The following is a 12,488-nucleotide window of genomic DNA, read 5'->3' on the forward strand; positions in this document are numbered from 1 at the left end:
ACTGTTGACCCCCAGTTATCTTTTTAGCTCACCTCGAAATTGTGAAACGGGGGTCTTACTGCCTGTTACGTGCAGGGCAAATTTCTTTATAGTGATAACTCCACCAAATTAGACTGTTTTCCTTCCGTTTTGGTAAGCGGGTCATATGGGACAACAAAATAATAACTGGATCCAAAAAGCGATAGATCGGTTACGGTAAATTCGTCACCTTTTGTTGTTCCAATCAGCTTTGGAAGTTTCCCTTCTTGCTTCTGGTAAATATGATATTCCACCCGATCATCTTGAGCAGCGGTCCAGGTAATTTTTCCTTTGACAATTCGCAATCCACCAAATGTGTAAGCTGCATTTATCTGGGTATTTTCTGGCAGTACAATCGGTTTTGGCAAAGCTTCCACCTGTTTCGGCTTTGCAAAGGAAGCAGTCAAGGATTTCTGCTTATCCAATTCGGTTAAGATTGCTTTCGTTAACATGGTTGGATATTCGCTCCCGCCAGTTAAATAATGATCCGCATCCGAATTATCGTACCCCATCCATAATGCACTAACATATTGCGGAGTATACCCGACAAACCACGCATCTTTTTCCGCCCCATCCACATACGGATGCTGGGTCGAACCGGTTTTACCAGCCAATGCTTTAGCATAATCTCCTGCTTGTGCCGTGCCATGCTCAACCGCAGATGCCAATATTTCGGTCATGTTCCAGGCCACCTGTGGATTAAATACCTTTGTTGACGAAGGTTTTGCCTGGTAAATCCGTTGCTGTTCCCGATCGTATAGCTGATTAATAGTATGGGCGGGAATCACTTCTCCATTATGAGCAAAAGTTCGATAACTTTGCATCATATCAATTGGGGTTAACCCTTCCTTCAGTCCTCCCAGGGCGATTGATAACCCTTTATCGGGCAGCGAAATCCCCATGTTTTTAAGATACCCTTTCGCTTCAGCTATTCCCAAATTATTTAACAGCCAGACAGCCGGTGCATTTTTTGACGCAACAAGTGCCTGGTAAATCGAAACAGCCCCATCGTATTGACCGTCGTAATTTGTCGCTGTATATCCCTTATAGTCGATTTTCTGATCTGGAATCAATGTATAGGCTTGAAACTTCTTCTGCATCAGCGCCGGACCGTAAACCGCAATGGGCTTCATTGTCGAACCAGGCTGTCGCTTTACCGCAACCCGATTCCAATCACCAAGCTGGTAGTCTCGTCCGCCTATAGCGGCAACGATTCCCCCTTCCTGTTGATCCATCATGACGAATGCAGCTTGTACCCCCTTAGTATTGCCCGGGAAATAGTCCTCGTTTTGAAATAGATCATAGGCAATTTGTTGGGTAGTTTCATCCAGATTCACGATGATTCGATATCCACCGCGTTTTAATTCATTAATCGACAATTCATGCTCATCTGCTGCCTCTTTCATTACTAGATCCACGTAGCTGTCATCAATATGATTCGTTTTTTCTTCTTTTACATGCAAACCTAACTTTTTTTCCTGTGCCTGTACTCGCTTTTTCGTTGAAATCATCCCGGTATCATCCATTGCCTTTAGTACAATATTCCTTCTTGTTAATGCTTTTTCGGGATGATCAATTGGAGAATAGCCATTTGGTCCCTTGGCCATACCAGCTAACAGTGCTGCTTCCGACAGATCTAATTCGCTTGCAGATTTGGAAAAGTAAAGCTGGGATGCTGTTTCAATGCCATAGGCACCCTTACCGAAATACATTTGGTTCAAGTACAATTCCAAAATCTCATCCTTAGAATAATGGCGTTCCAGATAAATGGCAGCCATCGCTTCCTTTGTTTTACGCATCCATGTTTTGTCATTTGTTAAGAAAAGATTTTTCGCTAGCTGCTGGGTAATTGTGCTTGCGCCTTCTACCTTTCCCATCGCAATTATATCTTTATAAACAGCACGAAAAGCGGACTTGATATCAATTCCGCGGTGGGTATAAAATCGTCTGTCCTCGATGGCAATAAAGGCGTTTTTAACGTGGTCCGGAATATCGCCGCGATCGATTAACGTACGATTTTCATGATAGATGGAGGAAATCACATTCCCGTCCTTCGTTTCAACCGTTGTCGCGGCATCCAAAACTAAATCATCTTTATCCACAATCAGATAGCCGCCGAAAATAATGATACTGTATCCAATTAATGTTAAAATGAGGAGTAAACCAATGGTACCAATTGACCATTTCAGTTTCCTCGGCAACAGCTTCCAGCCTCTTTTTTTATGCCGATCACTTCTAGTTTCTTTGTGCCTATCACTTCTTCTCATAGTCCACCTCTACTATCCTGCTATTATACGACAGAATGCGACATTCGAAAAGTATTTTAATTCAGTATCAGATAATAATTATTATAATATTGTATCAGGTTATAATTTTTGGATGCCGGGTATAAATATAAAGTGAAACTTCATTCAGTGGAATCTGGAAAGAACCGATGATTGATTTACGAGAGGAGAATAACATGTGCATGCATATATGACGAAAGGAACGTATGATTTTTTGCAAAAACTTGAAGACAAATATCCCGACATCTCGTTTTATTTTATGGCGGGAAGTTCAGGTACGTTGGCTTACTATGAAGGAAAAGGAAAAAATGTATTTGTGGCAGGCAGTGCATTTGACATAGCGGAATCCAGCGGCGCAATCGAAAAAGAGGGCTACACTGTAATGAATCATATCCCGGTAGTTGACGACAAAACAGAGATAGTCGAGGAGCGATTTAAGCAACGAAAAAGCGGGCTTGCCAACATGCCAGGGTTCCAAGCGTTCCGTCTGCTTCGTCCACGCAAAGGCAATACGTATGTCGTTGTCACTCAATGGGCATCTGAAGATGATTTCAAGAACTGGAAACAATCAAGCACCTTTAAAAAACAGCACCAGAATCAAGCCGCAAAACCACCTGCCTATGTAGCGGCGAAACCATTTATAACAACTTATCAGATGATCAAACCAGAATGAGCAGTAAAAAGGGGCAGCTTTTTTGCCCCAATTCATATTAGGTTAGACAAGGTGCAGGAAGTTGTTCGACTATGCACGCCACAAAAATTGCCAAGGATGAACTAAATCTATGCCCTGTAGTCGCTGTCTACCCTTTATGCTCTTTTAAAAAGTTTTGGTACATTTCTTTTGTTTGTTCCTCCGTTTTGCCTTCTCCACTTATTCGATCTGCTTCTTTTCCATTTTTATAGTATACAAGGGTAGGTGTTCCTTCAATCCCATACGTATCCCACTTATCATCAAACTCATAAAGATTAAACTTTTTCATATCTATTTCAAGATCTTCCGCTGCAGGCACTAATATCGGTGTCACTCGTTGGCAATGCGGACAGGTTGGGCTGTAAAAATAAACAAACGCATCTTCTTTATCAGCTAACGTATCATCTAATTTATCCGGAGTGATTTGATTTTGATATAATGGATCGTCCAATTGATCGACAGTCGCCTGACGCAAATCATCTTTTCCGTATGGGTTGTTATGCTCATCCACAGCTTGTTTATTTTTAAAGACGGTCGCAAAATACAATGCACCAAAAAGCACAACAATTACCACCGCAAAAATAATCATTTTCTTTTTCAATGTTACGATTCCCCCTTTTGTTGTTTCAGCAAAATCAAATGGCACACAAAAATAACGATAAACGCAATAAATGCTAAGAATGGAATAGTAATAAAGCCAAGGTAATTTATATATTCCGTATTACATGGAATAATACCGCACGAACCCCCGACTTCATGTAAAGCAGGCAGTTTCTGAATCAAATAATGATACATAGCAACAAGGATGCCGATTCCGCTCATAATGAGTCCCGGTATCGCAATCGACAGGTTTCTTTTGATTGCTGCTGCTCCATAGATAACTACCAAAGGATACATTAAAATACGCTCAAACCAGCATAATTCACAAGGGGTATATCCCATAACTTCAGAATAAAATAAACTGCCGGCGAGTGCAATAAACGCTTGTCCCCAAACAATAAGCAGGATTGTTTCATTATACTTGGCATTTTTCATATGTAATCCCCTTTAGTTAAGATAAGATACACACGTATTATACAGTTGAAATGAAAAAAAAACAAAAAAGAGGATTAACTCATGTGTTCACTTTATTTCTTAATCTCTGTTAAGCATGAGTTCGCTTTCGTGTACCTTTTTAACGAATAAGCTTATTGCGATGAACATAAACAGCTGCTTGCGTCCGGTCATGCACAGCCAATTTCCCCAATATGTTGCTGACATGCGTTTTCACCGTTTTTATTCCAATATACAGGTGTTCACTTATTTCTTGATTGGTCATTCCGTTGCCAACACAAAGAAGCACTTCCAGTTCCCTGTCCGTCAAGTCATGATGAGCTTTTTTCGGTTCTGTACGAATGTTTGTCATCATTTTCCCAGCAACCTTTGGCTCGATTACTGTTTCCCCCTCAGCCGCCTTTTTAATAGCCATAGTAATTTCCTCTGCTGAAGCGGTTTTTAATAAGTAACTGAATGCTCCTGCTTCAATGGCCGGAAACACCTGTTCATCATCATAATAGCTTGTAAGAATAATAACTTTACATTGTGGCAATTCATCCATAATTTGCTTGGTTGCTTCAATACCTGTACCATTTTTCATTATTAAATCCATTAAAACTACATCCGGTTTTTCCGCCAGCACCAAGCTCGCCCCTTCTTTCCCAGATGATGCTTGGCCAACCACGTCCAGTTCATCATCGGTTTGTAAATAGGCAATCAGCCCTTTGCGAACGATTTCATGATCATCTACCACCACAACACGTACCATTCATGTCCCCCCTCTAATCTTCTAACAAGCGATGCGAATATCAATATATGTTCCCTCACCCGGATTGGAACGAACGGCAAATGTACCGCCAAGTTCTTCGGCTCGCTCCTTCATTGTTTGCAATCCATAAGATGTTTTTCGTTCGTTGTTTAATTCTATTTCAAAGCCAATACCATTATCCGCTACATGCAAAAATAGTTCATCTCCTTGCTGTGTCAGTTTGATTGTTACTTTCGTTGCTTTGGCATGGCGTAATATATTAGAAAGCGCCTCCTGAATAATACGAAATACATGCTCTTCCGTCGTTGCGGTTAACTCTAGATCATCCGCAATTGCTAACTGAAAATCCAGGGTACTCTTCTGTCTTAATTCGACAACTAATTTCCTGACACCAGATGCAAGTGCCTCGCCTGATAGATATACTGGGCGCAAATGTAATAATAATGCCCGCATCTCCGTCTGAGCCTGTAATGCAGCAGCAGCGACTTGCTTCATTTGATCTTTGGCGACGGCTGGTTTTTTGTCCAGTTGTTTCACCGCCGCTTCCGACATCATCGTTAAAGCGAATAATTGCTGACTAACCGCATCGTGGAGATCTCGGGCCAACCGCTGCCGTTCCTCAATTACCGCGGCTTTATGAGCGGACTTTGCAAAATCTGCTTTTTCATCAGCCATGCGCTGCAATGACTTCACTTGATTTTGCAGCTTATCCCCAAAATCATTTAATTCATTTGCAATTCTGGTAAACTCGTCATTCTCCGTAAAATAGACCCGTGAATGATAGTTTCCATTAGCAAATTGCGTAATTAATACTGACAGATAGTCCAATCGCTCTTTGATATCGCCGCTGGATTTAAACCCAACATAAATCGAAATGATCAATCCTAAGATAACCATGAACAAGACAAAAATAAAAATACCTTTCGGGTCCAGCCATATCGGCTTAAATAAGACGTAAATGGACAATAACAATGATAGTAGCGTTACCGATATTAAAAATACCCCATATAAGTGGGAACGAATATAACTAAATCGTATACTGCTCAGGCGTTTCATCAAGGATTCTTCTCTCCCCTCCTATACCACATCAACCCGTATGTCTCCTGCTTTTAACTTTACATTTATATCCAATTTTCGAACAGCTGCATCATAATCACTAGATTCATAAAATATATGGCGGTTAATACCATCAACTTTCTGATCAAGTACATTAATATCGCCAACTTTTACAGATGCATCAATCCGAAAAGGCAAATGCTCTGGTAATAATAGCTGGACATCCCCTGCCCAGTTATTGATGGTAATGGGAATTTCTTTATCCGGAATAAAAGCTTTGGTGAAATCCATATAACAATTCCCCGCTGCATTCTTTAAATTCATTGGTTCTACTTTCCAATTTGATTGTTTATATTCATGATCGCCCACTGAAAAAATCCGTTTCCCATAAGACATGTTATCACGAACATACTTTTTTTTTATTTTACCATGCACATACTTTTTTTTAGTTGGTTTGATGATACTATAACCAATGTATATGATTAAAAGCGGCCAAAGCTTCGTAATATCAGAGAAAGAAAAATTGATGATAGCCAATTCTCCTAACAGCAACAGCCCGCCAAAAATTACCAGTAAGGACCCAAAAATCCAGCTGCCACCCTTGTATTTGAAATCATCGATAAACAACTTAACCCCTAACAGCATAAAAAGCACCGGGATAATCAAGCCCCAGTAATCATCCATCTGTACCTCCACCAGGCCAATATTATCCAAAACCAATATCATACCAACGATAATTAATCCAAGTGCGAACATATAACGAAACATATTTTCACCTTCCCTTTGAACACGCTAGTCAAGCCCGCGCCCTTAGTTTTTGAATCTTTAAAGCCTTCTATCACGGCTTCACAAATCACCCTAATCACATCATACCAAAATACATGCAGGACCTGTACATTCCTGCGATTGGTTCCACCTCAGCCTCAAGACGGAGTTTTTGCTTTGCGGCATTTTTGGATAAATTTGTATATAGAAATCCACAGCGTCAAAAAGAAGAATCCCATCCCTAAGCCTGCTAAAACATCGGTTAAATAATGGACATGGATGACATAACGGCTAATTCCGATTCCTAAAACCAACACGGTAATACCAATTTGCCACAAGATGCGTGTCATTACTGTTCGCAGTTTTCTAACCACAAAATAGAGAAACATGCCATAACATACGACAGAGAGCATGGAATGTCCAGAAGGAAAACTATATCCTTCTGCGTCGACAACAGGCAATATCTCTGGTCGATCTCTGGCAACAATTAATTTAATGGCACTATTAAGCAGGTAACAAAAGAATGCTCCGATAATAACCATCAAACCGGAAAACCAATCACGATGCATGCCCCAAACCAGTACACTTATTACAATCACAAAAGGAACCAAAAATGTACCAGACCCAAGCTCGGTCAACCAGCGAAAAAATGTATAGAATGTCGTACCACCTAAATTCTCCACATATCCATTTGTCCATTGATCTATATAAGGAATCATCCCATAATAAGCTTTTATCCCCCAAATAACTATCAGGAACAGCAGCAAAAACAACGGAAAAATATAGATAACATGTTTTGCATGTTTCATTCGCCATACCTCCTGAAATAATACTAACGCAAAATAGATGTTTAAACTATTGTTAACGGGGAACCTAATATATATAGATGATATTTACTTAATTACGGAAAAGGTTGGGATAAAAGATGAATGAGGATGTAAAGAAATTAATTGAGGGATTAAATGTTGACTTAGCACATGAATATGGTGCCGCCATCCAATATACGTATAGTGCTGCTGTTGTTTCCGGATTATATCGTTCTGCATTGAAGCCATTTTTTGAATCCGAAATTAACGATGAAATGGGTCATGCTGCATATTTATCAGAAAAAATTAGTGCTTTAGGTGGAACACCAACAACAGAATCGGCGGAAGTCGAACAACCTATCGAAGTAAAAGAACTTTTGAAAGCTACATTAAAAGCAGAATCTGATACCATTGACCGTTATGAAGAAAGAAAAAAATTAGCCGAATCGTTGGGCTATACGGAACTGGTTGTTAAGCTGGAAGATATTATTGCTGATGAGACCCATCATAAAGAGGAAGTAGAACGATTACTAGCTGATCCAAGACTATCTGAATAGATTACACCCCCCTTTTTTTAGGATGACTGAACTGGTCATCCTTTTTTTGTTCTGGAACGTGTTATAATGAAAGCATAATGACACGCAAGGAGGAATGTATTATGCGGGAAAACATACATGAAGCAATAGATGACCTTTATCCAGAAATGGTCAAAATACGGCGCTATTTACATCAGCATCCCGAACTATCATTTGCGGAAACAGAAACTGCTAAATTTATTGCTGGCTATTACAAGGAATTAGGGATACCGTATCAAACCAATATTGGCGCAAATGGTGTCATAGCCACATTAAAAGGCGGTAAATCTGGCAAAACAGTTTGCCTGCGTGCGGACTTTGATGCGTTGCCAATCCAAGAAGAAAATGACGTGCCATATAAATCAACCGTTGACGGTGTGATGCATGCATGTGGACATGATGGTCATACCGCCCAATTACTGGCACTGGCAAAAGCTGTCCAGGCGTTTCAAGAGGAACTTCCTGGTACAATCATTTTTTTACACCAGCATGCGGAAGAATATGCACCAGGTGGAGCAAAACCAATGATCGAATCTGGTGCACTTGATGGCATTGACGCCGTTTTTGGCACCCATCTATGGGCAACGACCCCATTTGGTGTTTTACAAACTGCAAAAACTGCTTTCATGGCGGGAGCGGATCGCTTTGAAATCACGATCCAGGGAAAAGGCGGGCATGGCGCGTATCCCCACGAAACCAAGGATTCGCTGGTCATTGGCTCCCAATTAATCACTCAACTCCAGCAAATCGTTGCGCGCCGGATTGACCCTCTGAAGACTGCGGTCATTACCGTGGGGAAATTTGAAGGTGGATCGGCATTCAATGTTATTGCTGATAAAGCAAAACTGCTGGGAACGGTTCGCTACTTTGACCCGGCTATACAAGACCAAATCATCACAGAAATGGAAAACAGTATTAAAGGTGCCTGCATCGCCAGTGGGGCGACTTACGAATTTAATTATCGTAAAGGCTACCCGCCATTAATCAATCACCCGGAAGAAGTGGAATTGGTATTGAAGGTTGGAAATGAATTGCCGGATGTTGTCTCCAGTGATGAAGTTCCCCCCGTAATGGCAGGTGAAGATTTCGCCTATTATATGCTGGAACGGCCAGGAGCATTTTTCTTTACTGGGGCTCAAAAAGGTGATGACCCATATCCACATCATCACCCTAAATTCGATATTAACGAAGGCGCCATGCCGATTGCCGCAAAGACACTCATTGACGTATACCTGAAGTACCAGGAGCAGCACCAGGCTTAAGGTGAAACTTCATTCAGCAATGCTTTTACTTCCCTCCCCGTTAAGAGCGGGTTAAAAGGTTGTCCCATATTTAGGGATAACCTTCATTCGGGATGTACCTCCAATTACTTCTCTGCTTCGGTAAAAGAACGATAATTAGTAGAAAAAAGATGTTCCACAGGGTCTTTCGGGTCCACTATCTTTTTAGCATGATTGATTGCAATTGGTCCCTCATTAAATGCGCCTGCAATAAGACCTAATTTATTTGAATAATGGGCAATATCGCCAATTGCAAACACGCCAGGAATTGAGGTTTGCATACTGGAATCCACAGCAATCATTCCCTCCACCATTTCCAGTCCCCATGATGTGATCGGCTCCAAATTAATTTGAAATCCATGATTCACGACAACCCGGTCGACGGGGATATCCTGATAGTCCTCCCCATCTACCTCTTGAAGGCGTATCGTATGTAATTGGCCATTCGAACCATGCAGATCAACAATTTCATATGGAGTCATCAAGCGTACACGGGAATTTTTTAATTTCGAAACATTACTTTCTAACCCTTTAAATTGATTTCTTCGGTGAGTTAAGGTCACACTAGCGGCAATGGGTTCCAGCTCAAGCGCCCAATCTACCGCACTATTTCCTCCACCGGAGATGAGTACATGCTTTCCTTGATAGTCCGCCAGCTTACGAACCGTATAAAAAAGGCTTTTTTCTTCATAATCAACCGCTTGTGGATGTGGTAATCGTACGGATTTTAATATTCCAAATCCCGTAGCTAGCATGACTGTTTTCGTGTAATGCACATTCCCATTGTTGCTAACGAGCTTAAATGTTTGATCATCTCTTTGCTCTAACCTTACCACTTGTTCCCCTAACACAATTGTTGGATCAAAGGTCATGGCTTGCTGAACTAACTGGTCGGTTACCTCGTCACCGGACGCCTGGGCGATTCCGCCAATATCCCGGATCATTTTATCTGGATAGAAATAAGGAATTTTTCCCCCAAGATATGGCAGATATTCAATTATTTTTGTTTTCATTTCTCGCATGCCGCTATAAAAGGCGGCAAACAGCCCTGCTGAACCACCACCAATTATGGATACATCGTAGACTTCTTCATTGGTTGGCATACTATCCCTCCATTACCGCTAATTCGTTTTCATCAATAAGTAAATAAAGTATGGTGTGCTTACGATAGCAACAATAATCCCTACTGGTATCGAGGTAGGCGCGAGCAAATTGCTGCCAATCATATCGGCAACCATTAAGACCAATGCCCCTAGTAATGCCGAAATTGGAATCACATATTGATGGAGTGGGCCTACCAGCTTCCTGACAATATGCGGGATAACAAGGCCTAAAAATGCGATTGCTCCACCTGCAGCGACAGCCGCTCCGGCCAGCGCAACGGCGATCAATAGTAATAACCCTCGTTCGCGTTCCACCCCTGTACCAAGTCCGGATGCCACATCATCTCCAAGGTGGAACACGTTTAAGGATTTTGCTTTTTTAATTGCGATAGGGATTAAGATCAGCATCCATGGTAACAGTGCGATAACAAACCCCCAGTTTGCATTCCAAATGTCTCCGGATAACCAAATGGTAACTTGGCGATAATTTTGCGGATCCATCTTCAACTGCATAATCGTCAGCAGCGCGCTGAATGCTGCATTGACACCAATGCCCACAAGTACAAGGCGAATGGGCGCAACACCTTTTTTCCAGGCAATAGCATAGATTAGCATTGCCGCACTAAATGCCCCGATCAGCGCGACAAATGGCAATGCAAAGGTGGAAATCGAACTTGTTTGGGGGATTATTCCCTGAAAGAAAAACAAGAACAAAACAATCGCACAACCAGCCCCAGCGTTTATTCCTAATATTCCTGGATCTGCCAACCCATTTTGTGTAATACCTTGCATGATTGTTCCTGAAACAGCCAAGCCAGCTCCAATTAATAACGCTAATATAATACCAGGCATCCGGAAATCAAATAAAACTAATTCCTGCTGTTTGGTACCATTTTGCAGTAAAGTCTGTATAACTTCTGCTGGGGAAATCGAAATCACACCAATGGAAAGGCTAATAAACGAGAATCCAATGATCGAAATAAATAATACGCTGATAATCAGCCAAAACCGTTTCCTTTTTTGTTGTTCCAACCTGTTCATTTTTTGTCACCCCCACTGCCCCTAGCTAAATAGAGGAAAAAAGGGACCCCGAGAATGGAGGTTATCGCGCCTACTGGTGTCTCAAAGGGCGCATTCACCATGCGTGCTATTAAATCAGCATTAACGAGCAATAGTGCTCCAAATACAGCTGATGTAGGAATAATCCAACGATAATCCGTGCCCACAATGAAGCGGGTAATATGCGGGATGATTAATCCGACAAATCCAACTGACCCTGCTACAGATACCGCTCCACCTGTTAATAGTAATACAGCAACAATGCCTAGCACCCGTATCCGTGCATTGTTTTGTCCTAACCCAATCGATAAATCATCACCAAGGCTGAGTACTGTAATTGATTTGGCTACAGATATGGCGATGATCATTCCAACTACCCCTACAATGAGAAGCACTTTTATGGAATTCCATCCCGTGCCATCCAAGCCGCCTGCCAGCCAAAATCCAATATCCTTTTCCAATTGGAAGTGCAGGGAAAGCAAAGATGACAGGGAACGTAAAAGCATCCCAATTGCCACACCTGCCAACGCTAACTTAACCGGTGTCAGCCCACCGCTGGAAAAAGAACCAACGGAAAATACAAGCGTGGCAGCTACACCTGCTCCGATAAACGCCGCGAAGGTTAACCCTAAATTTGAAACCCCAGGATAAAACGCAAGCATGATCACTAACATAAAAGCAGCGCCATCTGTTACACCCATAATCGAAGGCGAGGCCAGCGGATTACGAGTCATTCCTTGCATCAGCGCACCAGACACTGCCAAAAAAGCACCCACCAATGCGGCAGCTAGCGCCCGTGGAATGCGTAACTCACGAATGACCTGATGGGATTGATTATCAGAATGAAATTGAAAAACGGCTTGGCCTATTTTATGTAAATCAATATTCGTGGTACCATATGAAATAGAGATCCCGATAGACAATACAACCAGACAAATACCAATAAGGTTTAGACCCATTTTTGATAATGGGGAAGATCGCGTAAATACTTTCATCATTAAGCTCCTAAAATTCAAAAAGTGATAGCATCAATTATTGACTTTATA

13 protein-coding genes are annotated in these 12,488 nt (G+C 41.6%); 3 read left to right on the forward strand and 10 right to left on the reverse strand.

Annotation, left to right across the window (positions count from 1 at the left end; translation table 11 throughout):
• Positions 1 to 86: 86 nt before the first annotated feature.
• Complete coding sequence (locus WMZ97_RS19250; RefSeq protein ID WP_343273719.1) at positions 87 to 2,285, reverse strand: transglycosylase domain-containing protein; 2,199 nt, start codon at positions 2,283 to 2,285, stop codon at positions 87 to 89.
• 196 nt (positions 2,286 to 2,481) lie between these two features.
• Here WMZ97_RS19250 and WMZ97_RS19255 point away from each other — a divergent pair, with 196 nt between their 5' ends.
• Positions 2,482 to 2,976 (forward strand): antibiotic biosynthesis monooxygenase family protein, encoded by a 495-nt coding sequence (locus WMZ97_RS19255; protein ID WP_343273720.1) that lies wholly within the window; start codon positions 2,482 to 2,484, stop codon positions 2,974 to 2,976.
• A gap of 127 nt (positions 2,977 to 3,103) precedes the next feature.
• Here the strand turns inward: WMZ97_RS19255 and WMZ97_RS19260 are convergent, their stop codons facing one another.
• From WMZ97_RS19260 to WMZ97_RS19285, 6 genes are all read right to left on the reverse strand, one after another.
• Entirely contained in the window at positions 3,104 to 3,583 is a 480-nt protein-coding gene (locus tag WMZ97_RS19260; RefSeq protein WP_343273746.1) for a thioredoxin family protein, read from the reverse strand.
• 14 nt (positions 3,584 to 3,597) lie between these two features.
• The gene (locus tag WMZ97_RS19265) at positions 3,598 to 4,029 is read right to left on the reverse strand and encodes a disulfide oxidoreductase (protein ID WP_343273721.1); all 432 of its coding nucleotides are present in this window, start codon (positions 4,027 to 4,029) and stop codon (positions 3,598 to 3,600) included.
• A gap of 139 nt (positions 4,030 to 4,168) precedes the next feature.
• On the reverse strand, positions 4,169 to 4,798 hold the full coding sequence (locus WMZ97_RS19270) for a response regulator transcription factor (protein WP_343273722.1): 630 nt from the start codon (positions 4,796 to 4,798) through the stop codon (positions 4,169 to 4,171).
• Between the two features lie 21 nt (positions 4,799 to 4,819).
• On the reverse strand, positions 4,820 to 5,854 hold the full coding sequence (locus WMZ97_RS19275) for a sensor histidine kinase (RefSeq protein WP_343273747.1): 1,035 nt from the start codon (positions 5,852 to 5,854) through the stop codon (positions 4,820 to 4,822).
• Positions 5,855 to 5,875: 21 nt separating this feature from the next.
• Positions 5,876 to 6,622, reverse strand: coding sequence for a cell wall-active antibiotics response protein LiaF (gene liaF, locus WMZ97_RS19280; protein WP_343273723.1), 747 nt, complete (start codon positions 6,620 to 6,622; stop codon positions 5,876 to 5,878).
• 155 nt (positions 6,623 to 6,777) lie between these two features.
• The gene (locus WMZ97_RS19285; protein ID WP_343273724.1) at positions 6,778 to 7,428 is read right to left on the reverse strand and encodes a phosphatase PAP2 family protein; all 651 of its coding nucleotides are present in this window, start codon (positions 7,426 to 7,428) and stop codon (positions 6,778 to 6,780) included.
• A gap of 116 nt (positions 7,429 to 7,544) precedes the next feature.
• Between WMZ97_RS19285 and WMZ97_RS19290 the strand changes: the two genes are divergently transcribed.
• Complete coding sequence (locus tag WMZ97_RS19290) at positions 7,545 to 7,982, forward strand: ferritin-like domain-containing protein (protein ID WP_343273725.1); 438 nt, start codon at positions 7,545 to 7,547, stop codon at positions 7,980 to 7,982.
• Positions 7,983 to 8,083: 101 nt separating this feature from the next.
• Positions 8,084 to 9,262 carry a M20 family metallopeptidase gene (locus WMZ97_RS19295; protein WP_343273726.1) on the forward strand — a complete coding sequence of 393 codons (1,179 nt, stop codon included), beginning with the start codon at positions 8,084 to 8,086 and terminating at the stop codon, positions 9,260 to 9,262.
• A gap of 104 nt (positions 9,263 to 9,366) precedes the next feature.
• On the opposite strand, the gene WMZ97_RS19300 is transcribed toward WMZ97_RS19295, so the two are convergent.
• The 3 genes from WMZ97_RS19300 to WMZ97_RS19310 are packed head-to-tail and all read right to left on the reverse strand — an operon-like array spanning position 9,367 to position 12,437.
• Positions 9,367 to 10,383: an NAD(P)/FAD-dependent oxidoreductase gene (locus WMZ97_RS19300; protein WP_343273727.1), complete on the reverse strand. Its 1,017-nt coding sequence runs from the start codon at positions 10,381 to 10,383 to the stop codon at positions 9,367 to 9,369.
• Positions 10,384 to 10,401: 18 nt separating this feature from the next.
• On the reverse strand, positions 10,402 to 11,424 hold the full coding sequence (locus tag WMZ97_RS19305; RefSeq protein WP_343273728.1) for a FecCD family ABC transporter permease: 1,023 nt from the start codon (positions 11,422 to 11,424) through the stop codon (positions 10,402 to 10,404).
• Positions 11,421 to 12,437, reverse strand: coding sequence for a FecCD family ABC transporter permease (locus WMZ97_RS19310; RefSeq protein ID WP_343273748.1), 1,017 nt, complete (start codon positions 12,435 to 12,437; stop codon positions 11,421 to 11,423). Before WMZ97_RS19310 ends, WMZ97_RS19305 begins: the two co-directional genes overlap by 4 nt.
• Positions 12,438 to 12,488 lie beyond the last annotated feature (51 nt).

Origin of the sequence: Lentibacillus songyuanensis, assembly GCF_039548255.1 — a bacterium.
GTDB classification, from domain to species: Bacteria; Bacillota; Bacilli; order Bacillales; family Amphibacillaceae; genus Lentibacillus_C; species Lentibacillus_C songyuanensis.